General features: G+C 55.4%; 19 protein-coding genes, 3 tRNA genes and 5 pseudogenes. 4 read left to right on the forward strand and 23 right to left on the reverse strand.

Annotated features, from left to right (window positions below; all coding sequences use genetic code 11):
* Window positions 1-90 precede the first annotated feature (90 nt).
* Entirely contained in the window at window positions 91-1,173 is a 1,083-nt protein-coding gene (locus ACM6IR_RS07520) for an alkene reductase (protein WP_414907110.1), read from the reverse strand.
* Between the two features lie 28 nt (window positions 1,174-1,201).
* Window positions 1,202-1,942, reverse strand: a complete 741-nt coding sequence (locus tag ACM6IR_RS07525; RefSeq protein ID WP_414907111.1) for an SDR family oxidoreductase — start codon at window positions 1,940-1,942, stop codon at window positions 1,202-1,204.
* A 100-nt stretch (window positions 1,943-2,042) separates the two neighbouring features.
* On the opposite strand from ACM6IR_RS07525, the gene ACM6IR_RS07530 reads away from it, so the two are divergent.
* Window positions 2,043-3,002, forward strand: coding sequence for a LysR family transcriptional regulator (locus tag ACM6IR_RS07530; RefSeq protein ID WP_414907112.1), 960 nt, complete (start codon window positions 2,043-2,045; stop codon window positions 3,000-3,002).
* Between the two features lie 465 nt (window positions 3,003-3,467).
* Here the strand turns inward: ACM6IR_RS07530 and ACM6IR_RS07535 are convergent.
* From ACM6IR_RS07535 to ACM6IR_RS07555, 5 genes and pseudogenes are all read right to left on the reverse strand, one after another.
* Window positions 3,468-4,888: pseudogene (locus ACM6IR_RS07535) on the reverse strand (IS1182 family transposase); the annotation flags it as partial.
* A 172-nt stretch (window positions 4,889-5,060) separates the two neighbouring features.
* Window positions 5,061-6,383 (reverse strand): tyrosine-type recombinase/integrase, encoded by a 1,323-nt coding sequence (locus tag ACM6IR_RS07540; RefSeq protein ID WP_414907113.1) that lies wholly within the window; start codon window positions 6,381-6,383, stop codon window positions 5,061-5,063.
* Between the two features lie 172 nt (window positions 6,384-6,555).
* A tRNA-Leu gene (locus tag ACM6IR_RS07545) sits at window positions 6,556-6,642 on the reverse strand.
* A 528-nt stretch (window positions 6,643-7,170) separates the two neighbouring features.
* Entirely contained in the window at window positions 7,171-7,491 is a 321-nt protein-coding gene (locus ACM6IR_RS07550) for a hypothetical protein (protein WP_414907114.1), read from the reverse strand.
* 548 nt (window positions 7,492-8,039) lie between these two features.
* The gene (locus tag ACM6IR_RS07555; RefSeq protein WP_414907115.1) at window positions 8,040-9,446 is read right to left on the reverse strand and encodes a DUF1254 domain-containing protein; all 1,407 of its coding nucleotides are present in this window, start codon (window positions 9,444-9,446) and stop codon (window positions 8,040-8,042) included.
* A gap of 580 nt (window positions 9,447-10,026) precedes the next feature.
* On the opposite strand from ACM6IR_RS07555, the gene ACM6IR_RS07560 reads away from it, so the two are divergent.
* Entirely contained in the window at window positions 10,027-10,782 is a 756-nt protein-coding gene (locus ACM6IR_RS07560) for a hypothetical protein (protein WP_414907116.1), read from the forward strand.
* A 284-nt stretch (window positions 10,783-11,066) separates the two neighbouring features.
* Here ACM6IR_RS07560 and ACM6IR_RS07565 read toward each other — a convergent pair whose 3' ends face one another.
* From ACM6IR_RS07565 to ACM6IR_RS07600, 8 genes and pseudogenes are all read right to left on the reverse strand, one after another.
* On the reverse strand, window positions 11,067-12,779 hold the full coding sequence (locus tag ACM6IR_RS07565; RefSeq protein WP_414907117.1) for an arylsulfatase: 1,713 nt from the start codon (window positions 12,777-12,779) through the stop codon (window positions 11,067-11,069).
* Window positions 12,780-13,564: 785 nt separating this feature from the next.
* Window positions 13,565-14,359: pseudogene (locus ACM6IR_RS07570) on the reverse strand (DNA adenine methylase).
* A 103-nt stretch (window positions 14,360-14,462) separates the two neighbouring features.
* Window positions 14,463-14,555, reverse strand: a pseudogene (locus tag ACM6IR_RS07575) (lysis protein); the annotation flags it as partial.
* Window positions 14,554-15,193 (reverse strand): annotated as a pseudogene (locus ACM6IR_RS07580) (late control protein); the annotation flags it as partial. The pseudogenes ACM6IR_RS07580 and ACM6IR_RS07575, both read right to left, overlap by 2 nt.
* Window positions 15,194-15,288: 95 nt before the next feature.
* Window positions 15,289-15,495, reverse strand: a complete 207-nt coding sequence (locus tag ACM6IR_RS07585; protein ID WP_414907118.1) for a tail protein X — start codon at window positions 15,493-15,495, stop codon at window positions 15,289-15,291.
* A pseudogene (locus tag ACM6IR_RS07590) lies at window positions 15,470-15,619 on the reverse strand (phage tail protein); the annotation flags it as partial. The pseudogene ACM6IR_RS07590 and the gene ACM6IR_RS07585, both read right to left, overlap by 26 nt.
* A 354-nt stretch (window positions 15,620-15,973) precedes the next feature.
* A complete protein-coding gene (locus ACM6IR_RS07595; protein ID WP_414907119.1) occupies window positions 15,974-16,945 on the reverse strand; it encodes an agmatinase in 972 nt (323 codons plus the stop codon).
* 72 nt (window positions 16,946-17,017) lie between these two features.
* Complete coding sequence (locus tag ACM6IR_RS07600; protein WP_414907120.1) at window positions 17,018-18,343, reverse strand: MFS transporter; 1,326 nt, start codon at window positions 18,341-18,343, stop codon at window positions 17,018-17,020.
* Window positions 18,344-18,476: 133 nt separating this feature from the next.
* Here ACM6IR_RS07600 and ACM6IR_RS07605 point away from each other — a divergent pair, with 133 nt between their 5' ends.
* A complete protein-coding gene (locus tag ACM6IR_RS07605) occupies window positions 18,477-19,433 on the forward strand; it encodes a LysR family transcriptional regulator (protein WP_414907121.1) in 957 nt (318 codons plus the stop codon).
* Window positions 19,434-19,645: 212 nt separating this feature from the next.
* On the opposite strand, the gene arsN2 is transcribed toward ACM6IR_RS07605, so the two are convergent.
* From arsN2 to ACM6IR_RS07645, 8 genes are all read right to left on the reverse strand, one after another.
* Window positions 19,646-20,095: an arsenic resistance N-acetyltransferase ArsN2 gene (arsN2, locus tag ACM6IR_RS07610; RefSeq protein ID WP_414907122.1), complete on the reverse strand. Its 450-nt coding sequence runs from the start codon at window positions 20,093-20,095 to the stop codon at window positions 19,646-19,648.
* Between the two features lie 245 nt (window positions 20,096-20,340).
* Window positions 20,341-20,414, reverse strand: a tRNA-Cys gene (locus ACM6IR_RS07615).
* Window positions 20,415-20,460: 46 nt separating this feature from the next.
* Window positions 20,461-20,536 (reverse strand) — tRNA-Gly (locus ACM6IR_RS07620).
* A gap of 63 nt (window positions 20,537-20,599) precedes the next feature.
* The gene (pgsA, locus tag ACM6IR_RS07625; protein WP_414907123.1) at window positions 20,600-21,160 is read right to left on the reverse strand and encodes a CDP-diacylglycerol--glycerol-3-phosphate 3-phosphatidyltransferase; all 561 of its coding nucleotides are present in this window, start codon (window positions 21,158-21,160) and stop codon (window positions 20,600-20,602) included.
* Between the two features lie 32 nt (window positions 21,161-21,192).
* The gene (uvrC, locus tag ACM6IR_RS07630; RefSeq protein WP_414907124.1) at window positions 21,193-23,016 is read right to left on the reverse strand and encodes an excinuclease ABC subunit UvrC; all 1,824 of its coding nucleotides are present in this window, start codon (window positions 23,014-23,016) and stop codon (window positions 21,193-21,195) included.
* Between the two features lie 2 nt (window positions 23,017-23,018).
* Window positions 23,019-23,660, reverse strand: coding sequence for a UvrY/SirA/GacA family response regulator transcription factor (gene uvrY, locus ACM6IR_RS07635; protein WP_008015884.1), 642 nt, complete (start codon window positions 23,658-23,660; stop codon window positions 23,019-23,021).
* Between the two features lie 126 nt (window positions 23,661-23,786).
* Entirely contained in the window at window positions 23,787-24,230 is a 444-nt protein-coding gene (locus ACM6IR_RS07640) for a GNAT family N-acetyltransferase (protein ID WP_414907125.1), read from the reverse strand.
* Window positions 24,230-24,988, reverse strand: coding sequence for a carbon-nitrogen hydrolase family protein (locus tag ACM6IR_RS07645; RefSeq protein WP_414907126.1), 759 nt, complete (start codon window positions 24,986-24,988; stop codon window positions 24,230-24,232). The genes ACM6IR_RS07640 and ACM6IR_RS07645 overlap by 1 nt, the downstream gene beginning before the upstream one ends.
* 626 nt (window positions 24,989-25,614) lie before the next feature.
* On the opposite strand from ACM6IR_RS07645, the gene ACM6IR_RS07650 reads away from it, so the two are divergent.
* A complete protein-coding gene (locus tag ACM6IR_RS07650; protein WP_414907127.1) occupies window positions 25,615-26,688 on the forward strand; it encodes a 3-deoxy-7-phosphoheptulonate synthase in 1,074 nt (357 codons plus the stop codon).
* Window positions 26,689-26,774: the final 86 nt, after the last annotated feature.

Genomic DNA, 26,774 nt, shown 5'->3' on the forward strand with positions numbered 1-26,774 from the left:
GGGACGGACTATCTATAACGGGTCGATTGCGGCCCTTTTACGAAGGGCAGCAATCGGCTGTGGATTCAACTGGTCGACGACTCGCCATACTCAAACGCTACCTGACGCCGGATAGTCCGAATACCCTTCCCTGCCTTGTGTGAACCAGGTGTTCATCTCGCTGTGAGCCAGGGGCAGCTGCCGCGCTAATCTTAGAGGCAGATCGGGGTTAGCAATAAAGGGCCGCCCAAAAGCAATCGCATCGGCGAGCCCGGCCTCTATTTGTGCCTGCGCCCGAGTGAAATCGTAGTCCGAGTTGAGAATCAGCACCCCACTGAACACCTCGCGAATTACCCTAGCAAGCGGTGGGCGCTCGGACTTGCCGAATGTACCGTCCAGCGGCGGCTCGCGTAATTCCAGATGGGCGATTCCAATCGAAGACAGCACCTCGGCCGCGCGCTTGAACAAGGGCTCGGGGTCACTGTCGCGCACGCCCTGTTCATAGCTGCTTGGGGTCAATCGGACACCTGTGCGATCTGCGCCGATGACCTGCGCCACCGCCTGCGTGACTTCCTTCAACAAGCGGATTCGGTTATCGATCGAACCGCCATACACATCGGTACGAAAGTTTTCGCTGTCACGCAGAAACTGGTCGATCAGATAGCCGTTGGCCGCATGGATCTGTACGCCATCAAAACCAGCGTTCATTGCATTGCGGGTTGCATGACGAAAGTCTTCTAGCAGTGCGGGAATTTCTTCCGGGGGTAATGCACGCGCTGGGGTATAAGGCTGCTTGCCTGAGTAGGTGTGGGCCTGCCCCGGCGCGGTGGTCACGGAAGCGGACACCGGCTGCCCACCACCCAGAAAACTGGGATGCACTACACGCCCCATGTGCCAGAGCTGCGCGATGATTTGACCGCCAGCGGCATGCACCGCATCGGTTACCTTGCGCCATCCGGCGACCTGTTCGTCTAGCCAGAGGCCTGTCGCGTAGGGCCATCCCAGTCCTTGTTGGCTGATACCGATGGCTTCGGAAATGATGAGACCGGCGCTGGCTCGCTGACGGTAATACTCGACCATCATGTCGGTCGGAATGTGATCGCGAGTACCGCGCGCCCGGGTCATAGGCGCCATCAAAATACGTTGCGGCAGGTCGAGCGCGCCGAGGCGCAGGGAATCAAATAGCGTGGTCATGGTTAAGCTCTCAGATTAATGGACAGGATCAAACCAGGCGTGCGCCGCCATCAATGTTGAGCACAGCGCCGTTCATGAATGTGTTGGTCATCAAAAACACTGTTGCCGACCCTGCTTCCTCTGATGTGCCAAGGCGATGCAACGGCAAAACTTGCTCCAGAGATGCCACGAATGCGTCACGGCCCTCGCCCAATGCCTTGCCGAGGATTGGCGTGTTGATCGGGCCGGGAGATAGCGTGTTGACACGAACCGGTGCCAGTTCCAGGGCCAGGCCGCGAGCCAGCGCTTCCATGGCTGCCGATGCTGCCGCTAGCACGGAAGTGCCGTAGGCATTGGGGCGATCAGCAAGTGAACCCGAGATGAAGGTAATCGACCCATCTTTTGAGAGCCTGTCACCGAGGGCACGGATTACACTGATCGCAGCCCAGATACGTTCATCGAACGCCCGGCGTAGGTAGTCAAGATCAGCGGCCAGTACGGTTCCGGCTACGAACGTACCGGCAAGCAGCACAAGGTGGTCAACCTCAGGAATATCGGACAGGGCGACTTCGACAGCGTTGTTATCGGTCACGTCCGCTGCACGCCATCCGTCCAGACCGTGGTCGATTGCAGCTTGCTCGGCACGAGCTGCGTTCGAGCCAATCACGATAACTTTGGCGCCTGCTGCTTTCGCTTGTACGGCAGCTGCCAGACCAATGCCGGATGTGCCGCCGAAAATGACCACAGTGCGGTCGGCAAGTGAGGATGGAAGTGTTTGGGTAATCGTCATGATGAGTCTCCGCTGGAACACCTGAGTGGCGTTCGATGGAGAGAGACTAATACGATGAAGATAGATTGATAATTGGGGGCAAAGTCGCTTTACTAGTGCCATGAAGGAACAAATTGGTTTAGACCGTTTAACCGGGCTCATTGCCTTTGCACGAGCGGCTTCGCTGGGCAGCTACACCGCTGCTGCGCGAGCACTCTCGGTGTCCCCCTCTGCAATCAGTAAAAGCGTGCAAAGGCTTGAGGAGCATTTTGGGCTGATGCTGTTCACCCGCACTACGCGGTCGTTGATCCTTACACCGGAGGGACGCGACCTTTATGAACGTGCGCTGCGGATTCTGCGGGAAGTAGAAGACATTGATCAGGCAGCAGTCGCTTCCCGAGCCGAGCCCTCAGGCATTTTGAAAGTGGCTGCCCCGCTGCCCATCGGTTTGAACATCCTGGCGCCTGCACTGCCCAGGTTTCGTGAGCAATACCCCAGTCTGGCAATCGACCTGAGGCTCGGAGATCAGTATTCAGACATCATTGAGCAAGGAATCGACGTGGCCATTCGAGTGGGCAACCTTGCCGATTCGCGCCTGGTTTCACGGCCTCTGGGGCCCCATCGAATCGGTGCGTTTGCATCACCTCACTACCTCCAGCACAAAGGCACACCGCTCACGGCTGAAGATCTTGCGGGTCACGAGTGCGTGAATTTTCGCTATCAGAGTACGGGGCAGAGTTTGCGGTGGCCTTATCAGGCGGGTGACAAGCTGCTTGAGCTGACGCCCGATTCAGCCTTTACCGTTGATGTCAGCGACGCGGTAGCGGCGGTACTGGCTGCGGGGGGCGGTATCGGTATCTCACCGCATTATGTGGCTGCGCCCTATGTTCGCCGGGGAGAACTGGTTCCAGTCCTCCCACAATTCACCGTGGAACGGTTCGCCATCACCGCCTTGTGGCCGGAAAGCCGTCGAGGTAGCCCAAACGTAAAAGCATTCATCGCATTTCTGACTGATCTGTTCCCTGCAACGCCACCTTGGGATGATGTAATCAACAGAGTGGCGGCCGCGAGGCAGGGATGAACGGCTTCAGGTAGTGCCGAAATGCAGGAGTGTGCGATCGCAGTCGGCCAGAAACCGCCAATTCGAACAATAACCGCTGGCTTCGGCTCAAACGGGCCTTCGCTCCTCACCCTACCAGACATGGCAGTCACTATGGGCTTACAGATTGACCGGATAAACAGTGCTGAAAAGATGGCTGCGGATGTCATTCATGCGTTGCCGCAGGTATCGCAATAGCTCGAAACCGGGACGGCCGAGGCACGCCTCTTAACGCGCTTGAGTGATGTCCGCTTTGGGTCCAGGCTGTGTAAAAACGCACTAAATACGTCGAAAACCGAGAGTCGCGAGGGGGCCTGTGGAATCAGCGGGCGGAAACGCGAATTACCTTAGTCAGCTACATAGACGTGCGTAATGCCGTTTGGGCCGCGTCAGCGGCCCAAATAGCCACTCACGGGCGAGCAAGCGGCTGGATTTACGCCCTGATCGCCTCAGCAGTCCTACGATGCCGAAGATGCTCATCATTCGTTTGAGGTTGTAGGCGAGTACATGCAGACTCATTTCGGTACTTACCCGCGGAAGTGTTTTGGTCAGGAAGTGGGCGGATCCCATCCAATATTTGAGCGTTCCAAAAGGATGCTCAACAGTCTGGCGGCGAACCTTCATTTTCCCCAGGTCATGTTCCAGCCGAACCTGCATCGCGTCGATTACCGCCTCATGTCCCAGCGCTTCACACGGCGCTCCTTACCCGTCGTACATTGCTTTTGCATTGAGCAGGACTGGCAGCCCGAGAAGTAGTAACAATGCAATAACATGCCGTCTTCCATCGACGAATGCCGCCTGGTTAGTAGCTGCCCCGCAGGGCATCGATACTCGTCCGACGCAATAAGAAAGATGAAATCCTGTTTGCCGAATCTGCCTTCGGCTTTGCTGCCGGAGGTCAGGGGTTTCGGTACGAAGGTAGTGATGCCGGCTTGCTCGCAAGCAAGGATTTCCAGACCTTTGTAATAACCTCGGTCGGCCACCACCGTTAGCGATTCAGCCTTGATTTCTTCACGCGCCTGGTTCGCCATATTGCTCAGTTGCCCACGATCATTACCAACGTTGGTCACCTCATGGGCAACGATCAGATGGTGTTTGTCGTCGACCGCTGTTTGTACGTTGTAGCCGACCGTTCCGGTGCCTCGGCCGCTCGTGGCCATTGAGCGTGCATCTGGGTCTGTGAGGGAGATCTGCTGGTCTGGACTTTCGTGGAGCTGCGCCTCGATGTCCTTGAGTTTCTGCATCTGCTTTTTCAGTGTTTCTATCTTTTCTTTAAGCCGCTCTGCTTTGGCCTCGGCCACTTCGGGCGTTGCCCGATCCGCCGAATCCATCGCCGCCAGATATCGATCAATGCTTTGTTCGATCTGTTGCATGCGTGCCTTCACTTTTCCCTGGGTGAAGTTACGGTCACGGTTGTTGACGGCTTTGAATTTGCTGCCGTCGATGGCGATGATCGATTGGGAGAAGAGGTCGAGGTTGCGGCAAAGCACTACGAACTGCCGGCAGACACTGCGAATGGCTTTGCCGTTGTTCTTACGAAAGTCGGCAATGGTTTTGAAATCCGGAGCCAATCGCCCAGTCAGCCACATCAACTCAACGTTACGCTGGGCTTCACGCTCAAGCCGGCGGCTGGACTGAATCCGATTGAGGTAGCCATAGATATAGATCTTCAGCAAGATCGCGGGATGGTAGGCCGGACGCCCCGTTGCAGCAGGATCAATACCTTCAAACCCAAGTGCACCCAGGTCGAGTTCATCGACGAAAACGTCGACCACTCGGACTGGATTTTCTTCGGTTACGTAATCGTCCAGGCACTCCGGCAGCAACGTCACTTGCGTCCGAGTCTCACCTTCAATGAATCGCTTCATGATCGCCCCCGATACGATCTCGACGATCAGAAGGTTAGACAATCACTGGCGTTTTCACACAGCCTCGGTCGTTCTCTGCCAGTCATGGCCACGAAGCATGCTGGTCAAATCCGATGCAAATGACTGGTCAAGTCGAATGCAAACAAGTGGTCAAGTCGATGCAATTACCCTCCTACTTCATTGCGCCATGTTTTACTTTTAACCGATTGACATTCTCGCCGGCCTGATTCGCAAACTCGTGAGGGGTGACATGCTCCTGAAGATTGGCCTCAAGGTACCGGCTCCACCAGTTCATGATCAACCTGCGCTCTTCAATGAACTCTGCCTTGTGAATGTAGGCGGCACGAACGCTGTTCCGCTCTCGATGGCTCATCTGTCTTTCAATAGCCGTCTCTGACCACAGCCCTGACTCAACCAGTGCGCTGCATGCCATTGAGCGGAAGCCGTGACCACAGACCTCGGTCTTGGTTTCGTACCCCATAGTGCGCAACGCTTTGTTCACGGTGTTTTCTGACATCGGCTTCCAGGCCCTAGCATCACCGGCAAATACCAGGTCGAATGTGCCAGTGAGGGTGTGGATCTGTTCAAGCACGGCCACAACTTGCGGCGATAAAGGCACAAGATGAACATCGCCCGCCATTTTCGTCCCCCGCGTTGAATGACGTACGTCCTCCAGTTCCGGCCGAGTATCCGGGATCTCCCATACGCCACGCTTGAGGTCGAACTCACACCAACGAGCGAAACGTAATTCACTCGAGCGAACAAACACGTGCAGCGACAGCATGAGCGTCAGCCGGGTCAGCTCTCGGCCCTTGTAGGCATTGATTCGTGCCAGCAATTCAGGCAGGCGTGATAGGGGCAATGCAGGCCGATGGGAGACTCGCGGCGCTTTGATCAAGCCCTGAAGATCGTACGCAGGGTTTATCGGAATAAGACGAAGGCGTTTTGCCTCACGCATAATACTTTGCAGGTATCTTTGTACCCTTAAGGCGACGTCAATCGTTCCTCGTTTTCTGATCGCCTCCAAAGGTTGCATCAGATCATAAGTATCGAGATCAGCAATCGCGCGAGCACCGATAAACGGGAACACATAGTTATTCAGACGGTTGAACACATTTTTGGAATGGTCGGGAGCCCATCTGGCCGACATGTTCTTGTGCCAGTCCAACGCAACGCTTTCAAAAGTACGGCCGTTAACAGCATCTTCCGTTTTGGCTTTACGCTTGTTCTCGACGGGATCAATGCCGTCTGCGAGCATCCGCTTCGCATCTAAACGCTTCTGGCGAGCTTCGGCCAGGCCAATTACGGGATAGCTGCCGAGGGAGGTCAACCCCTCCCGGCCGTCAGGCTTTACATACCTGAGACGCCAGCCTTTACGACCATTGGGTTGGATTAGGAGATAGAGACCGTCGCCGTCGAAAAGCTTGTAGGGACGGTCTGTTGGCTTGGCTAAACGGCAAGCAGCATCGGTAAGCGGAGCAGTTGTGCGCGACATAAGGGTACTATCCTTAATCGAACCAATGACTACCCCTAACTTTACCCTCTAAATGACTGGATTCCAGAAGAATGGACGAGAATCCGACGGAATGCTAAAACGAAAAAACCCGCCAGAAGGCAGGTTTTTCAAGGCTTCCAAAGAACTCAAAAGCGCTCGGTGGAATGCAGGATGGTGCCCGAAGCCGGAATCGAACCGGCACGCCCTTACGAGCGGGGGATTTTAAGTCCCATGCGTCTACCAGTTTCGCCATTCGGGCGGTAGCGCGATAAAGCTGTCTGAAAACGGCCAAACAACTGGCCATTTTGACGCCTGTGCAGCAGAGGGGGAAATATATACATCCCGTCCCGGTGAAGCAAGTTCGCAACTATCCTTTTCAAGACTAAATCTTTCAGGATGGTGCAAATAAAAAAGCTCCGTAATTCATAGATCTACGGAGCTTGTTTATTAGTGGAGGCCGAGGTCGGAATCGAACCGGCGTAGGTGGATTTGCAATCCATCCACAATACAAGCAATTTCAATAGGTTAACATCATTAGCGTTCCGCAAGCTACTGATTTTTAAGGGGCTGCACCCCGCGGCTTTCAACGAGCTGGATTTGAGTTGCGGAACGGTTTTTTTTGACGTTGTCTCCTCCCCTAACGAAGATTTTCTGTCGGATTTGTTCAATCCCCCCGGGTCAATTGCTGACTTCTGTAACGGGCAGAACTCGGCCAATAGCGGTCAGTCCTGAATACACATCTCTGCTGAGCCAACTGACAGCTAATTCCCTTTTCAGGGGGATCGCATCACCCTGTCATCAATGCCAGCGCTTTGTGTAATTCTTGTCGGGCGAGAGGAAAATCCTCGAGCGTCATCCTGACACTCAGCGTTTCGTGAGCTTTGGCCACCGATGCAGACCCCAGGATCACAATGGCTCGTATGGCGGCCCAACGAGTAAAATGGTTCTCGGGGTCTGAAACCAGTGAAAGTATCTTTTCAAAGTCCACATCGTCGGAGGTGTGCTCTGCTAACAACCTAGCAATACCGAAGATATCAATTGGGTATGCAACTTGATGTACGCCCAGATACATCGCCCTGTCGATCAATTCGTCAAAAGAAGAGTCCATGGTGCCTCGTAAGGTAAACAAAAATCCCCACGCACCTGAATCTACTTACAACCTGTCAGATTCCACTAGCGGTGCGACGGTGATCGCCCAGCTTATCCAACCGATCAGCCAGTGTCTGCTATCAATGAACCATCGGCACAATTTTAGGTTTAGCGGGTGACGTGCCTGTCAATCAATGCGATTCAAATGACCGCTATGGGTCGATTCTGTTGAAAAAGTCGGCCATGGTTTCCACGGCAGAAAAGTACGCGCTTGAGATTGAAATCTTTTCTATGAGAAGAGGATTCCGGGCTCAGATTTCGCGTAGCTGCGCGGAAAAAAGGCGTTTTCAGCAACCAGTATGCGGGCAGTCTGGAAGGACCGACTTTTTCAACACAATCGGTCGTTTTCTGCCTCTCGCGATGGGCAGAAAACGACCAAAAGAAGCCCGTCACGAGTGTCTAATCGGTGAGTAGCCATGGTCGCCGAACCCAGCCTCTGTACTCGCTCAATGCGAAGCGGTTAATCGATAACTGCTTCGCATTGAACTCAGTCGAACCTCTGGCCGTTTAAATCCGCTTAACCGATGGAGGGTTCCATTTGCCATTGAGTGCTTCGGGCTTGGGTGCATAAAGACGCATGGTCAGATTGAACGCGCCCTCGGGCGCAGGCAGCCAATTGGCCTCCTTTTCTTTGCCAGGGCTCTCGTTTTGGATGTACAGGTCTAGAGAACCATCTGCGTTGTTTTTGAACGGCATCCAACTGCTGACGGCAAATCGATTGAGCACGTTCCCCACCTGGAAGCCCTCATCGTCATAGAGCGTGACAGACCAGAAAGCGTTTATCGGTGGGATATTACTTTTGTCGAAATGGAGCGTGTACTTGTTGGCGCCATCGAGCGGTTTGCCGGTGTCGTCGGCGAGGTTCAACGGGTAGATTGCATCCTCTGGAAGGTTAGCGCCGAGACCTTGTTGTGCAATGATGGCGCGCTTGAGGTAGTAATTGCCGTAGACCCCCATCGTGTCGGTGTTCATCGACCAGCCGTTAGTGACTCGGGCAATTGTCTCCATCTTCCATTTCATAAGCTCTTGCGCTTCTGCCGGTACCTTCTCAAGTGTTTGCTTCAACGCCGGATCGAGCTTGTTGATGTCAAAGCTCTTACCGGGCTCAAGACCAATCTTCTTCATCTGCGCGATGATCGGCTGGTCAGTGTCGTGGGGAGGATTGACCTTGAGAAGTTCGGCGGCGTATGCAAAGTACTGGTCGGCCGGCATGGTGTCGACCTGTACCTTGGGTGGCGTTTTCATGTCGATGCTCGGGTCAATCTGCACCGTTACCGGCTCCGCAGCCTTGCCCCAATGCGAGAGCGGAGTCACCTTGTAACCGGCCTGGATCTTATGCACCGCTGCGTAATCCGGTTCTCCATCGGTCTTGGTGCGGCCGATGACCCAGACATAAGACGTCGGGGCCGGAAGATGCGTAAAGCCCTCCGGAACAGTTCCGCTCCAGCCGGGCGGGGTCACCAGAAAATTGCCCGCATGGGTGCCGGTTGTCCGCCAACCGGGGGAGGCAAAGACATCCGTCCACATGTCGAGCATCGGCAGAAGGTAATAGCGTCCATCGGTGTCCGGTGCGGAGATCACCAAAGGTTCCTTGGTAAGGTCCAGCCATGCGGAGGAGTAGAGCGTGTCAAAGTTCAAGCGAACTACCGCTTTCATATTTGCTGGCGGATACGCGGGAACGCTCACGAACGTATTCATTGGGCCTTTGCCGAACGATTTACCGGGCTCAATGTTGGTGAACTGTTTGCGGGAGATATCCATGGATAACAGCGGATAGAAATAGGTGTAGGCATCAATGCCAATGGCATGTGCTTCTTCAGCGGTAAGCCCCGACTGAGCATGTACCGTCGACAATGGCAGCAGTCCCAGGAATGCCATCATCAATGTGGAAGTTTTTAGCTGTTTGATATTCATTATCGACAAACTCCGGTAATTTCGGGGCAGCGCAGCTATTCAAACGCTTTAACCAGCACTGTTCATTTGCCGTTCACAGCGTAGTCGGTTTTTCGTGCCTCAATCATCAAGAGGCAATAGCAGCTGTTGGTCGATAACGTTGGGTGGATGCGAGAGTCAGCTATATTGGGTCGGTTGCGACCCATCGCGACGGACAGCAATCGGCCCAGGCTGTGTAAAAACGCAGACACTGTCTTGAAGTCTGTGTCGCTACGTAAAATCTGCCAATGATTGGTGTATCAGCGGACCTGAAATTTGTGTAGGAACGCGATTTTCGTTCTGGTTCTGACTCTCAAACCTGCTCTAAGCCGTTTTTACACAGCCTCGGCCAATAGCGGACGATCGCCCAGGCCCAAAAGCAGGCATGCAAAGTTCGGAGCTGAAATCGCACTACACTCCTCCAGAGCAGTAAATGAATGATGCGTTCCGCTGACCACGTAGTTCGATCGGTTGCTTGCCATGGCCGACGTGCAATACGTATGCAGCGCGAACCTTCCAAACGACGGCAGGCATGCCAAGGTGACGCAATGCGCAATCTCTTATGAACCATTTCGCTATCGGTTTCATCGCATTCGTCGCTATCTTCGGGGGCGCGCTTATCGGCATCTTTGCTGCGCGGACTCTGCCTGAACAACATCTCAGCAACGAGTCGCGCAATGCAATCTCCGTTTCAGCGGCGATTGTCGGCACGCTTTCGGCCTTGGTGATCGGCCTGATGATCACGACAGCAAACAGTTCGTTCTCGGCGCGGTCGAGCGAAGTAACCAGGATCGCCGTGGACATTGTCCGCATCAACCGCCTGATGGAGCGCTACGGGCCAGAGGCGGAGGATGCCCGCGTTAAGCTTCGCAACTACGCGAACGCGAAAATGCAGGAGTTGTTCCCAGTGATGGGGGAACCCTCACAGTCAACAGACGCGACCGTCCGGATGATGGAGAGGACACAAGAATCAATTCTATTGCTTGTTCCTACTGATCCAAGACAGCGCTGGCTGCGCTCGCAAGCACTCACGCTCTCGGACGAGGTGTTACAGGCGCGTTGGCTGTTGGCGGAACAGCATGCCAACAACATTCCGATGCCGTTCCTAACTCTGCTGATCTTTTGGCTTAGCCTTGTATTAGCCAGCTTCGGCTTGTTCGCACCTCGCAATGCTACGACTATCACCGCACTCTGCCTCTGTTCGGTTGCAGTTGCGGGAGGCATCTTAATGATTCTCGAGCTGGACTCTCCATTCTCCGGCCTAGTCCATGTCTCCGGTGAGCCGATGCGCCAAGCGCTGGCCGAGATCCTCCGCTGATCGATCAGTCGAGGATGGGTTGGTTCAGCACATCAAATGGTTACACCAACCGGCGGTAATTGATCGCCAGCGCAAACATGCTTTTCTCCCGAAAACAAAAAGCCCGCTGAACGATTTAGCCAATCTGTTGCATCGACCGGTTGAATCCACAGTCGGTTGCCGTCCTTCGCGACAGGTAGAAATCGGCCAATAGCGGGCATCCGGAAAGAAAAATCCATCTACTCAGAAAAACGGGCGCCTGTCTGGGGCGCCCGTTGATTTATAGCGACTGGTTAGCCACGGAGTTAATCGTGTCCGTTATGACCATTCTGCTGCATGGCTTTGAGAATGCCATCCAGGTTGTAGGTTTCAGGAGCCTGCATTGGCGGGAAATCTTTGTAGGACATCAACTCCTTCTCCCAGAGCAATTGCCCGATTGGCAGCATGTTCCAGTTGTAGACATAGGCGTTGCCAGGGGAACCCAAAGCACCGCCATAGCCGGTGATGGACTTCGCGTCAGCGCCGACTGTTGTTTCAAAAGGGTCACGTTTGAGGTTGAGCAGTTGGGTCCAGTGGAAAGTGGTCGCGCCAAATAGCCCGCCTGTCGCGGTATCCGGCACCATGGTGTAGTACATCTTCCAGTTCTTGTAGCGCACGGCCGAAGGTTGCGAGCCGGTATAGTAGAAAAAGGTGTCCCGCGCCGACTTGTCGGACTTGCCGGTCAGGTAGTCAGTTTGATCCACACCATCGAGCTTGGTCTTGACGATACCAGGGTACTTGCCCGCCATGATCTGCTCATTCAGCTCGTTACCCTTCTTTCCGCCAGCGATATTGACCAGGGTCGGTACCCAGTCGAGCGCGGAAAAAATGTCGGTCAGGATCGTGCCTGGTTTAATCATTCCAGGCCAGCGAATGACCAATGGAGCGCGCATGCCACCCTCCCAGGTGGTCAACTTGCCGCCCTTGAACGGGGTAGTGCCGCCGTCCGGGAAGGTAATGGTTTCCGCACCGTTGTCGGTGGTGAAGACGACAATGGTGTTGTCCAACTGGCCCATGTCCTGGAGTTTCTTCAGGACATAACCAATATTGTCATCCAGTTGTTTCATGCCCGCTTCATTGGTGCCCCAGTCCTTTCCGCCGGGTTCACCGACCATGGCCTCATACTTGGGTGGCAGTACCGTGGTGATGTGCATGCGTGCCGGGTTGTACCAGACGAAGAAGGGTTTGTTGGTCTTCTTCGGATCGTTGCGGTCGAGGAAGTCGATGACCTTGGCGGAGATTTCTTCATCCACAGACTTCGAGCGTTCCAGCGTCAGCGGCCCTTCGTCCTTGCACGTGGTGTTCTTCTGCGTACCGTCGCTGGAGACGCAGGAGATGACTGGACGTGGTGGTGTCAGGCAGGTACCGTCTCTCGGATCGATGGCTCCAGGTACGTCCGGCAGCCCATTGATTGGAGTGGCCTTGCATGGCGGTGCAATGCCCTGCTCTTGCGGAGTCTTGTTGATGTCGACAAAGCTGACTCCCTGCATCGCATCGAGGTGATAAAGGTAGCCCCAGAACTCCTGGAAGCCGTGGGAAGTCGGCAGCGCCTCAAAGTTGTCACCCAGGTGATTCTTACCGAATTCGCCGGTGGTATAGCCCAGATCAAGCAAAAACTTGGACAGTGCGGGTGTGCCAGGACGCAGCCATGAGGGGCTGCCGGGTAATTGCGGTGGAATCATGCCGGTACGCAGCGGATGCATTCCGGTATAGAACGCGTTGCGCCCCGCCGTACAACTCTGCTCGGCGTAGTAGGTCATGAATTTCGCACCTTCTTGGGCGATGCGATCAATATTCGGCGTTTCACCGACCGCCAGCCCTTGGTGATAGATGCTCGGCTGCATCCAACCGATGTCGTCTGCCATGATGAACATAATGTTGGGTTTGTTTTCGGCAGCTTGAATCACTGCTGGCATGCTCACTCCCACTGCCAGACTACTCAACGCCAATCCCGCCAGTATAAGTTTTCTCGGTTTCATGAGTTTGATCCTCGTCCAGTCGATTCACATAACTACCCATATCGGATATGTCGTGTTCTCATCTCTCAAGGCTCAAAAACTTCAACTGCCCCATCTTAATACTGACGGCCATCCGTCATCCTTTGGTGCAGCACCCTTAATATATTGAGCATTGACCCGCAATGACTTGTGGCTAATGTCGAATACACAGCTTGCATTCATAGCCCTTACCAATGACAAGGATCGTGAGTATAGACCCGCATCTCAAAGGTGCCTGCCGGGTAGACCCTGGGGGAATGCGCCCTCAATGCCTTAGTGTCCACCTCTTACAACCGATGGCTATTGCCCCTCTCCCCCATCCGACAAAGTTGGCGCAAACATGGAGGGCAATGTTTGCGGGAGCAGCTGAGCTCGCGACCCTTTGAACATCAATAGCCAACACTCATAAGCGCCAAGCGCAGCAAGCAGCCTGATATCCCACGATTGAAAACGCTTCGCGGTTTTCCACCTGGTCTAAGTCGGGAGTTCAGGTTGCCCACCGGATTTCTGCGACAGGCAGCATCACGCCCTGAGGAAGTCGGTCTGCCCAAAACGCCTGATCATTGACTGGTGAAAACGCCTTTTTTGCACGCTGCTACGTGAAATCCGAGTCCGGAAGCCTCTACCAAAAGTAAAGATTTCAATCTCGGGCGCGTAATTTTCTGATGCGCAAACCATAGCCGACTTTTTTAACGGAATCGGTCGAACGCAGCCGGTCACCAGTGACTGCTTTCGGCGCACCGGCCTCCTACACCACTACTGATGACCTAGAACAATCCTCCCAACGCAATCGGCTCCCAGTTCATGATCACCAGTTCGCCACTCACCTCGGCTTTGCCTTGGCGCTGGTTGGTGTTGCAGTAGCGGATGTCCAGCGTTTCGAAATGGAAGCCCTCGAACACACGGCGAATGTCCGGATGGTCGTTGATGCTGACCATTACCTTGCCTTTGCAGCGGCGCATGAAGTCGGTCATCCGCTCGTAGTTTTCGAATGGAAAGTCCACCCCATACCCGGCGGTCTGCCAGTAAGGCGGGTCCATGTAGTGGAAGGTATGGGCACGGTCATAGCGCTCGGCGCATTCAAGCCAGGGGAGATTTTCTACATAAGTGCCGGACAGGCGCTGCCAAGCAGCCGAGAGGTTTTCCTCGATCCGCAGCAGGTTGATCGCAGGACCGGTGGTCGCAGTACCGAAGGTCTCCCCCGGTGATCTTGCCGGCGAAGGCATGGTGCTGCAGGTAGAAGAATCGGGCGGCTCTCTGGATGTCGGTGAGGGTTTCGGGGCGAGTCATTTTCTGCCACTCGAACACTTGGCGCGAGCTGAGCGCCCATTTGAACTGGCGCACGAACTCTTCAAGGTGATGTTGCACAACACGGTACAGCGTGACCAAGTCGCCGTTGATGTCATTCAGGACTTCAACGGGCGCGGCCTGGGGCCGCATGAAATACAACGCGGCACCGCCGGCAAAGACTTCGACATAGCATTCGTGTGGTGGAAAAGCGGAATGAGGCGGTCGGCCAGGCGGCGTTTGCCGCCCATCCAAGGGATGATGGGTGTAGACATTGATAACAAGACCTTTACTGTATGGATAAACAGGCGCCGGGCTCGCCGCGCTTTGTGCACGGAGCAAGAGCCTTGGCTGGACTTGCAGGGACAATCTGCAGGGACGGCGACCGGCATCGGTGATGCCGATAATTCGTTGAGCATGCGCTGGGTCAAGGTGGGCTCGTGTTCCTCCATGAACCACGCCGCCGGTTGCCGTCCTTCTTGTTCTGGTGTTTGGCCGCCACGGCCTTGTGCGAGTTGCGATCGCCGAGGCTGAACTGCCAGCGACTGACATCGCTACGCGTCAGGGTGATCGCGCCGAACGCCTTGCCGCTGGCGGTCTGGCCCCCTTGACGCGGCATCACCAACAGCTTGCGGTCCGCGACCTTGGCCGTGTAGTCGTATTGCTTGGCCAGGCGCGTGAGGAAATTAAAATCCGACTCGTTGAGCTGATCGACCCGAGCGACTTTCGTCGCCACCGGGCACGCCGGCTGCCAGCCATTGCGCTCCGCGATGTCGGCCACGATCACCGACAGCGGCACGGCCTCCCAGCTGCCGCTCCGGATGGTCTTGCCACTGCCCCGCATATCGCTGGCCTTCCCCTTGATCACGATCGTGTCCGGCGGCCCCGACACCTCGACCGTGTCCACCGCATAGCGCGCCAGGCGCGCCAGGGACGTTTCGACATAGCCCAGGTAGATCTCGCACCTGGCCGTCACGGTCATCAATGCGCAACTCAAACTCGTCGGACTCCATGCCCGGCTTGTCCGAGGTGCGCAGCAACAACAGCCGATCATTAATCAGGGCCGTGATGTCGGCACCGTCCGCGACGATTCTAAAAAAGGGGGTCATGGATTTTGTCCAAAAAAAAAGCCCGCACCGGGCGGGTCAAAAAACAAAGGAGCGTTACGCGTAACGCAAGGGGCGGCCGGCGGTGTAGCCCGGGGTCAATCCCACAAGCTAATCCCTGCCTCGGTCGGGCTGGGCAGATCCGGCAGCACGATCACCACACCCGCGCGGTAGGGCTGGGGCTCGTCCGCCAGCCCCTGATTGGCATCCAGCACCGCCTCGGTGCTGCCGTTCAGATGGCCATATACGTTGTGACAAATGACATCGAGCATGTCCCCATCAGACGTTCTGCATGTCGTCGCCATAGCGCGCGAACTCCAGAGTGAACCCTTGTTTACGGGGAATCCCGCCGTGCAACAGCGCGCCCTGTTCCTCGCTGATGGTCTTCAGGCACCAAGTGCCCATCACCTCGCCATAACCCGTGGTCAGCCGCCCCAGCCAACAGACCACCAACCGCAATCTTGGAAGTCAGTTTATTGTCCATCAATGATGAAGCCTCCTTGGTGTTACGTGTGCAAAAAGCATAACAAAACAGTCTCTGCCCTAAGCCGTGCTATCGCGTGGCAAAAGCGTCTATTTCGTAGCAAAGCTTTGGGAAACTAGATTTTGAATGCTTGTTGATTGACTCGGTGCTGGGCCAACCAGCGAATTTACCAAGGAGCCTGCCGATCGAAAAAGACCTAGCAGGAAACGGAAAATCGAGCCATTGGATATTCCCGTCCTGCGCAGGATAAGCAAAAAGCGGCTGATAAACCGCCGCTTTTATACCGCTAGCCCCATGCTTTACTCGGCTAGAGGTGCGTCAAAATAGTCAGCACGTACAGCAGCGCCGATCAAGTTAACAATCAGCCGTCCAGCAGTGATGGAAGTAATATTATTGACATCCATGGACGGTGTGATCTCAACAATGTCCATACCAACTACGCGTCCTTTCTTTACCAACCCATGAATGAGCTGACGCATCTGGACGTAAGTAATTCCACCCAGAGCCGGTCCGGCTACACCCGGTGCAATAGAAGGATCCAGGCCATCAGCATCTATGGTCAGATAGTAGCGGCCACCATCATCGATTCGGTCCAGCACAGATTGCATACCGTTTTCATGTACCTCGTATGCGGGGATCAAGTGAGAACCGTAGGCTACAGCGGCGTCATAGTCGGTCTGACGACCGCTCCCCTGAGCACGAAGCCCGATCTGGTAGATCTCGCCGATGTGATCCATTTCCGAGGCGCGGCGAATTGTGCTGGATAAGCCTTCACGTACACCGTTGATTTCTTCACGCCAATCCAGATGAGCGTCGATGTGAATGAGGGTAATAGGCCCGCCCTCGCCGTCGTAGGCTCGCAGTACTGGAATCGGGATTGCATGATCTCCGCCCAGGATGATTGGCATCGCTCCAGCCTTTAGAATCTTGCGCACAGCCATTTCGGAGCGTGGTCCGTGCGTACTGAGATCACGCGGATCGGCAGGCACGTTTCCGCAATCGACCACTTTAAGGGCTCGGTTGTCGTAGATAGGGCCGCCTACGTCGAAGTCATAGTGATGCAGTGCGCGACAGATACGATCGCTCATAGCACGAATCGCGTCGGGGGCTTTGCTCTGGTCATTGCTAATGTGTTCCGCAGTGTAGGCCTGGCCAAAAGGAATACCTAGAATTGCCACATGCGCATTTAGCTGGTCAAGATCAGTGCAAATTGGCGACCATAGAAAACTTTGATGTTTTTTGGACGGCGGAACTGTAAGGGGAAAATTCATTCTATACTCCTTTCGCGCAGCAAAGTATTCAGAAATATCTTGTTAATATTTCGATATTTAAGCAAGGAAGTGCTATTTGGTTCTATCTTCAATTGCGTGTGTAAATACATCCGGCTTTATAGGGCCCAGCATAAATACGTAGATCAAACAGCCCAACAGAGCTACAGCGGACGCGGACAATAATCCAGGAGCGAAGGAACCAGTTTGATCTTTTAGATAACCAATGACTACAGGGCTAGCGATTCCCGCAAAGTTTGCGATGCTGTTTTGAAAGCCAGCGATAGTCCCTACAATCGACTTTGAACCCGACGGAGACATATCAGCTGGTAACGCCAACATGCTGGATGTTGCCGCTGATACGCCGAAGAAAGCGAGTGACAGCAAGGCAAGAGCCAGCCACGCCTGGGCTGCAAAACCTGCCAAGCCGATAGACGCACCCAGTACCATGCCTGCCACGATGCAGACCTTACGGCCAACGCTGACCCCGTAGCCGCTATTGGCGATCTTGTCCGAAGCCCAACCCCCGACAAATGAGCCGATCAATCCTGCGATTCCTGGCAGCACACCGAAGAATCCAAGCTGAAGCAGAGAGAACCCCCTCTCGTTGACGAGATAGGTCGGATACCATGTAATGAAAAAGTAGATCACGTAGCTTTGGCATGCCAAGCCTAGCGCCATAGCCCATATTTGGCGTGTTTTCAGCAGTGCTCCCCAGCGGATTCGAACGGTAGAGATACGCTCATCCTTCGTTCCGTCCAAGATATGCTCAACTTCGGCCTGGTTAACATTTTTGCTTTGCGATGGATATTCAGTTGCGGCAAATTTCCAGACAATAACCCAAATGATCCCAATCAGCCCCGTCACGATAAAGGATGTTTGCCAGCCCCAGGCACCAATGATTGCGGTGCAAAGGGGAAGTGCGATCAATGTTCCTCCCCGCGCCCCGCTGTCATAGATACCGGTGGCTGTACCCCGCTCGGACCGAGGAAACCAACGCTCAACAAATTTGGTTGCGGCAGGAAATGCGCCAGCTTCTCCGACTCCCAACATTAACCGAAGTCCCAGAAGCCCTGCTCCCGTTTGTACCAGGCTCGTTGCCATTGTGAATGCGGACCACCAAACGACCGCAACACCTAGAACTACTTTCGCTCCAAAGCGATCAACGAGCATACCTGCGGGAATTTGAAATAGTGCGTAGGTCCAAAAAAATGCACCTAATATAAAACCAGCTTCTGAAGAGGATAAATTCAGGTCCGCTTTCATATAGGGCAGAGCGATTGACAGGTTTGCCCTGTCCATGTAGTTCGTAATAATAGCCAGAAAAGCCAAGGCAACCAAAAACCATCTATAGCGAGTTGGCTTTTCAGTTGTTGATATTGCTAATGGGATAGAACTCATCGCGCCTCCTATACTGCTTTATTTTTAGTGAGATCAGGCTGACGTTTGTCTTTTTTAATTCTGGGCAGACGTTCCAGATATTTCCGTCGATTGAGCGCGTAGTTCTCCTTTACTTCACACCGCAACGTGGAATATGAACTACTCTATCCCCATCAAAACCTGCTTAAAACTACCAAAATCCGAAACCATGATTGCAGAAACTGAAACCACCATGTCTGATATAGAAGAATCACTGGTAGAGAAAGACCTCAAGGGTTTACGGATATTTCGCGTCGCTGCGGAGGCCGGAGGCTTTGGTGCTGCCGAACAGCGCCTGCGCATGAGCCGGGCGACTATAAGCAGGCGGATCAAAGACGTAGAGTCCAAGCTGGGTACTCCACTTTGTACGCGAGGTCCCCAGGGCTTCGAGTTGACTGAAGCAGGAAGAGCGGTCTTGGGATTAACAGCGGAAGCGCTGGATGCTTTGGATCGTATCAAGCCTCATGTCGACGCATTGAAAGGGTTGGTCACCGGAGATCTGGCGATAGGGATCACCGATAATGCTTTCAGTAACCCCAACTGCCGGGTGGGTGAGGCCCTCCGCCAGCTCGGTCAGACAGCAAGCGGCTTACATCTGGAAATCCATACGCTCACTCTCACCGACCTTACCCGTGCATTGGTAGACCGGCGAATTCATGTGGCAATCCAGGGCACTCACGAACGCTCACCCTCTCTACGCTACGTGGAGCTTTTCGAAGAAGTCCATTTGATATATGCCTCGGGTGCGACACTCGATACAGGAGTCTCAATGCCGCTGGTGAATCGTCTGGGACAGCCTTTTGTTTCTCAAGCACTGGTAAACCATAATTTCAGCCGAGGGCCCGATGCATTTGGGCTCGATTCCGTAGCTTTACTCATCCGAACTGGTCAATTTTGCGGGATTCTTCCCCGACACTATGCCGAGCTATTGCCACAGAGCTGGGATTTTCGGGCCGTTCCCGATACTCAGAGCTACTCTGTAACGTTCTGTGCAGTGACTGACACAACCCGTCCATTACCGCCAAGCGGCACGCGATTCCTTGATCTTTTGAAGATTTTGCATTGCAAGTAGGACATGTTGGGGGAGAAACATACAGCGCTCGATGCAAGCGCTCTGAATCGTCCCGAGTTTATTGACAACGAAAGACTACACTTGACCGATTTCCGCCTTTCTCGAATGCCTGTTTTGGGTCGGTTGCCGTCCTTCGCGACAGGCAAAAAAAAACGCCAAGTGCGGACATACACTCACAACACGGGTCCCGTCCATAAGCGCGAATTGACGAGCTACTTCGTAACAACCGCGTTGCCTAACGACTTTCGTAGATAGGTTGCCGACGCAGGACACAAATGCTTGAACTGGACGGTTTGACTGATAGCGACCGGCGCTTCATCCCTATCGAAAGTTTCAAATCCATTGGCTGTAAAAAATCCAGTAACGCTTTGAGTTAACAAGTGCAACCGAAGCGCCCCCTGGGAGGCAGCATATCGTTCCAGCTCAGACAGCACAGCTTTGCCCAGTCCTTTCCCGCGATGCAAATTACAAACGACCAGTGAGCGAAGCAGCATATCCTGATCGGAACCCTCTAGCCCGCCGTACGCGATCCATTTTCCATCTATCTCAAAACGGAAAAACTGCCGCCCCGGGTCGCTTACATCATCAAAGGGCAATGCTGCTTGACTCAGAGCCTCACGGAGCTGACTCAATCCGTTCGCCTCGATTTTAAACATCTGCATTATCAGCCCTTCTATAGCACCCAGAGCCCTCAAGGCTAGCAGACTTAGTCGCTGTAGCCTTGTCGCCTGTCGACGACGCGGTATCGGCCGCTATATTGGGTCGACTGCAACCTGTCATCACTCTGACCACAGGTGCTCCCATCATGCGCAGTTGCGGAACACCCCCCAAAAATTGCGGAACTCGTCACTTTCCCGAGGGCAAATAAAAAACCCCGTAGATCATTGATCTACGGGGTTGTTTATAGTGGAGGCCGAGGTCGGAATCGAACCGGCGTAGGTGGATTTGCAATCCACTGCATAACCATTTTGCTACTCGGCCTCAAACATTTGATGTCATGTAGCGCAACAACAAATGTGTACAAACTTGGAGCGGGAAACGAGACTCGAACTCGCGACCCCGACCTTGGCAAGGTCGTGCTCTACCAACTGAGCTATTCCCGCGTCTTGGTGTGGCGCATTCTATAGAATCCAGAAGCCCCGTCAACCCTTTGATTCAAAAAAGTTTTATTTCTTTTCTACGTCGGTCTTCAGATGAGGCCAGGCAGCCCGCAAGTACTGGACCATGGACCACAAAGTCAGGCCAGCGGACACCATCAGCAAGGCGTAACCGACCAGGACCCAGAAACTGAAGTCCGACGGATTGGCCAGCAGGATCACCAGTGCCAGCATTTGCGCGGCGGTTTTCCATTTGCCCAGGTTGGACACGGCGACGTGCGCGCGAGCGCCGAGTTCGGCCATCCACTCCCGGAGTGCGGAAACAACAATTTCGCGACCGATGATCACGGCGGCCGGCAGCGTGAGCCACAGGTTGCCGTGTTCTTGCACCAGCAATACCAGCGCAACGGCGACCATCAACTTGTCAGCCACCGGATCGAGAAAGGCCCCGAACGGCGTGCTTTGCTCCAGACGGCGGGCGAGATACCCGTCCAGCCAGTCTGTGGCAGCGGCAAATGCGAAGACCGAGGCGGAGGCCACGTAGCTCCATTGGTAGGGCAGGTAGAACAGTAAAATGAAGATCGGGATGAGCAGGACACGTAGAACGGTAATCAGATTAGGGATATTCATCGGCACAACTGGCTACGAGGTGAGGTGGCATTCTACTCGCTGTGCAGATTTGCATAAATCAACTCTGCGAGCTTTTTACTGATCCCGGGTGCTTTGGCGATCTCTTCGATGCTGGCACGAGACAGCTCCTGCAATCCACCAAAATGTTTCAACAAATCGCGGCGACGTGTCGGTCCGACTCCGGCGACGCCCTCAAGTGTAGAGGTGCGGCGGGTTTTCCCGCGGCGTGCGCGGTGGCCGGTGATTGCGAAACGGTGAGCTTCGTCGCGTATCTGCTGGATCAAATGCAGCGCGGGGGAATCACCGCGCAAGGTAAATTCATGGGCGGCATCGTTCAGGTACAAGGTTTCGAAACCGGCCTTGCGTGTCGCGCCTTTGGCCACGCCCAGCAGAATCAGGTCGGGCACCGCCAGCTCATTGAGCACATCGCGGGCCATGGACAGCTGACCCTTGCCGCCGTCCACCAGCAGAATGTCCGGTAGCTTGCCCTCCCCGTCCTTCAGCTTGCTGAAACGTCGGGTCAGCGCCTGGTGCATCGCTGCGTAGTCATCACCCGGGGTGACGCCCTCAATGTTGTAACGACGGTAGTCAGACTTGATCGGGCCTTCAGGGCCAAACACTACGCAGGACGCCACCGTCGCTTCGCCGCTGGAGTGGCTGATGTCATAGCACTCGAGGCGTTGTGGCGGCTCATCCAGATTCAGGACTTCTGCCAAGGCATCGAAACGAGCCGCAACGTGTTGACGGTTGGCCAACCGTGCACCCAGGGCCTGCTCGGCATTGGTGACCGCCAATTGCTGCCAGCGGGCTCGTGTGCCGCGGACCCGATGGCTGATGGTCAGTTCGCGACCGCGCAGCTCTTCGATGGCGGCGATCAGGGTCGGGAAGTCTTCGTGAACCACGTTGACGATGAGTTCACTCGGCAGGTCGCGCTCAGGGCTGCTGATGAAGTACTGGCCGAGAAACGCCGCCATCACCTCGGAAACGTCCTCTTCAATACCCACTTGCGGAAAGAAGTTCTTGCTCCCCAGTACGCGGCCGCCGCGCACGCTGATCAAGTGCACACACGCGCCACCCGGATTGACAAACGCGGCGATCACATCGACGTCACCCGTGCCGCCTTCCATGCTTTGCTGATCCTGGACCCGGCGCAGCAATGAGATCTGATCCCGCAGCTGCGCCGCACGCTCGAATTCGAGGTTGATCGCCGCTTCTTCCATTCCGGCGGACAATTCGTCGGTCAGCGCGTTGCTGCGGCCTTCGAGGAACATCACCGAGTGCCTGACGTCTTCGGCATATACCTCGGGCTCCACCAGGCCGACACAAGGCGCCTTGCAGCGTTTGATCTGGTATTGCAAACAGGGACGCGTGCGGTTTTTGTAATAGCTGTCTTCGCACTGACGAACAAAAAAGGTCTTTTGCAGCAGGCTCAGGCTTTCGCGAATGGCACCCGCACTCGGATAAGGACCAAAATATTTGCCCTTGGCCTTCTTCGCACCGCGATGGATGCTCAAACGAGGGAACGGGCCGTCCGAGAGGAAGACATAAGGATAGGATTTATCGTCGCGCAGCAGAATGTTGTAAGGTGGACGCCATTCCTTGATCAGCGTCTGCTCGAGCAACAAGGCCTCGGTTTCATTGGCCGTAATTGTCGTTTCGACCTGGGCGATACGCGCGACCAGCGCAGCGGTCTTGGGCGCCAGACCGGTTTTTCGAAAGTAACTCGACAGGCGATTCTTGAGGTTCTTGGCCTTGCCGACATAAAGCAGGCGTGCCTCGCTGTCGAACATGCGATACACACCGGGGCGCCCACTGACCGTTGAAAGAAAGGCGCTTGGATCGAAGGCTTCAGTCATTTTCAGAGGCTGGCATCGACCATGCCGTGACGAACCGCCAACAGCGTCAACTCGACATCGCTGCTGATCGAGAGCTTCTCGAAAATACGGTAACGGTAGGTGTTCACGGTTTTTGGCGACAGGCACAGCTTGTCGGAAATGATCTGGACTTTTTGACAACCGACAATCATCAGCGCGATCTGGATTTCCCGCTCCGACAACGCGTCGAAGGGCGAATCGTTAGTCGGCTGGAAGGATTTGATCGCCAGTTGCTGGGCAATCTGCGGACTGATGTAGCGTTGCCCGGCAAATACCAGGCGAATGGCCTGGACCATTTCAGGCAAACCGGCGCCCTTGGTCAGATAACCCGCAGCCCCCGCCTGCAACAGGCGTGTAGGAAACGGATCCTCTTCGCACACGGTGACCGCAACGACTTTGATGTCCGGATGACTGCGCAACAATTTGCGCGTGGCTTCAAGACCGCCGATACCGGGCATCTTGACGTCCATCAGCACCACATCGGGTTTCAGCTCACGCGCCTTGAGCAAGGATTCTTCGCCTGACTCAGCCTGGCCGACTACTTGCAGGCCATCGATGTCAGCCAGCATTCGTGTAATGCCTGTACGAACGAGATCATGGTCATCGACTACTAGCACCCTAATCAAGCAGACACCTCGCGATATGGTCCTATTGGGTTGTCGACACCTTAGCAAAAAGCATCTGGCAGACCTAGCGGCAAGCGTTATATAAAAAGTTTCAATACATCTGGAAAGGCTTGTCGCCAGTGTGTTTCAGCGATGCAAGTCACCGATATCACGCTGCATTCTCAGGAAACACGCCTCCTCACCGACCACCTTGAGGCCCTTTCGCTCATACAACGCTTTCGCCGGATTATTTTCAAAAACCGTCAGACGCAAGGCCGGGCGCCGCTCCTTGCACGCCATGGCAACGACCTGATCGATTACCCAGGAACCGGCGCCCTGTCCCTGAAACGACTCAAGCATGTGCAGCTCGCGAATGTATAAAGCCCTTGCGTCTCTGCTCAGGCTCACATAACCCAGCGAAACACCCTCTCGCACAACCAACCAGTTTTCGCGTCCTGCCCAGCCCACATCGAACGCCTCGTCCTGCCACAGCAAATCGTGCTGCAGGTAATAGCGCAGCATATTGCGACGAGTGAGATCGCGAGCAAAACCGAGGTCCCCCGAAGTCGCCGTACGTAATTCAAACCCCATCAAGCCTCCGAAACAGCGACTACTTGCCCCTGCCACCCATCCGCGTTGCGCCGAGCAATCACCATCAGATTGCCGGTTCCCGGCGCGACCGAGATCAGCGAACCGTCAGACGCCCAGATTGCGCTGCGTCCTGCGGACTCCCAGCCCCCCGTCGCACCACCATGATTGGCCATCAGCACCACCATCGAATGGCTGCGGGCGTAGCCTTGCAAGATGGCCGTGTCCGGGGCGTAGCCGTTTTCCGTGATCAGCACGCCGGCCGCATAAACATCCGCGCCTTGCTGCGCCGCCGCTGCCGCATGGCTGGCGTGGGAAAAATCCGCGCACACCGCCAGCGCGACAGTGTCGGTACCGATCGTCAAGGTCGAGCCACCGGTGCCCGGGGCAAACGCCACCTCCTCGCCTGCGTGCAAATGTTGCTTACTATAGATCCCCAGCGAACCATCGGCGCCCAGTACCAACGCCCCGATCAATACCGGCGAATCTTCCGACAGCCGAATCGGCATGCCGACAACCGTTGTTAAGCCGACTTCGCGGGCGAAATCCCGCAGGGACTGCAGAACCTCGGCGCCCGGCACAATGGCCAGCTCAGCCGCCAGTCCACGCTCGTACCCCGTCAACGATAACTCCGGGAACACCAGCAATTGCACGCCCTGCTCTGCAGCCACCTGCATGAAGCGTTGATGCCCGGCGATATTGGCGGCAAGGTCGCCCGCGACGGAAATCGATTGAGCGGCCGCGATGGTCAGTGGTGTCATGCTTCGTCCTTGTAATGTTGTGTTGGGTCGAGGCCACGAGTGTGTCACAACCTTCGACGCACTCAAGCGGTAGCAAACCTCGTCGGTGATCGATAGCAATTTCTGATTGAATCCGCGTACCGGCCTCTAGTAAGCTCGGCGCATCCATCGGAGACAAACCATGTTCAACGCCCGCTCACCGCTTCGTACCGCCAGCGCCCTGCGCTCGGTTGCGGCTGCCCGGGCGAACGACGCTTGTGCTCCGGTCAGCTTTTATTTTGGGTATTGGTTTAGCCACTGGCGCGCCTGATACCCACACGGCGCCCACTTTAAACGGGTCGCCGCCAGAGAATTCTCAACCCCCGGTCGGCCTCCCGACCGGGGGTTTTGTTTTTTCAGCCCCAGACACTTTTTAGCAACAACCAGACATTCAGAGGATTTAGAAAATGAACTACGCCACTTATTACCGTTACGACAGTTTTACCGCCTGGCGATTTAGCAGCCTCCGCTCGGGACAGCCTGCCGCCTCCGATCGGTCACCCACTGGTGGCAAGCACCCACACGCAGCCAATCCGGCTAATTGTCGAACACCCCAGTAGGGCCGAGTGCGCGGGAACGAACCCGCCGCCAGCCCAGGAAGCCTGAACATGAATTCGTCCGTCTCCGCTCTGCCGCTGTCCACCCTGAGCCCTGCCAATGAAGCGCTGACCCTGCGTCTGCCCAGCTCGTTGCAACTCAAACAGCAATTGCCACTCAGCAACGCCCTGACCCAGCAAGTCGTTGCCCACCGCGACGCGGTCCGCGCGATCCTCAACGGTAAAGACTCCCGTCTGCTGGTGATCGTCGGCCCTTGCTCGATTCACGACCCGCAGTCAGCCCTTGAATACGCCAACCACCTCGCCCGACTCGCCGCTGAAGTCAGTGATGAACTGCTGTTGGTGATGCGTGCCTACGTCGAAAAGCCTCGCACCACGATCGGCTGGAAAGGCCTGGCCTACGATCCGCACCTGGACGGCCGTGATGACATGGCCGGTGGCCTGACGTTGTCCCGTGAGCTGATGCGCGAAATGCTCCGTCTCGGATTGCCGATTGCCACCGAGCTGCTGCAACCGATGGCCGCTGGTTACTTCGACGACCTGCTGAGCTGGGTGGCCATTGGTGCCCGCACCACCGAATCGCAAATTCACCGGGAAATGGCCAGCGGCCTGAGCATGCCGGTGGGCTTCAAGAACGGCACCGATGGCAGTGTCGGCGTCGCCAGCGACGCCATGCGCTCGGCCGCCCATCCGCATCGTCATTTCGGTGTCGACAGCCAGGGACACCCGGCGATCATTCAGACCCCGGGCAATGCGGACACTCATCTGGTATTGCGCGGAGGCCATCGCGGGCCGAACTACGACCGCGACAGCATCGCCCAGGTGCACAGCGACCTGACCAAGCTGAAAATCCCGGCGCGAATCATGGTCGACTGCAGCCACGCCAACAGCGGCAAAGATCCGTTGCGTCAGCCGGCGGTGTTCAACGACGTGCTTGAGCAACGCCTGCAAGGTGATCGCTCGCTGATCGGCATGATGATTGAGAGTCATCTGTTCGAAGGTTGCCAGCCGTTGAGCCCGTCGCTGCGTTACGGCGTGTCGGTAACGGATGGTTGCCTTGGCTGGGACGGGACGGAGGAGTTGTTGCGTCAGGCGGCAGCGCGGCTGCGAGCGCAACACGGATAACAGTCAAATGACGTTCTGGAGGTAGGCCATTACCCAAATGTGCTCTACCTCCCATCAAAGGATGGCCGAATATTCCGATATAGACC

It is taken from the genome of Pseudomonas sp. IT-P253 (genome assembly GCF_949768125.1).
Taxonomy (GTDB): domain Bacteria; phylum Pseudomonadota; class Gammaproteobacteria; order Pseudomonadales; family Pseudomonadaceae; genus Aquipseudomonas.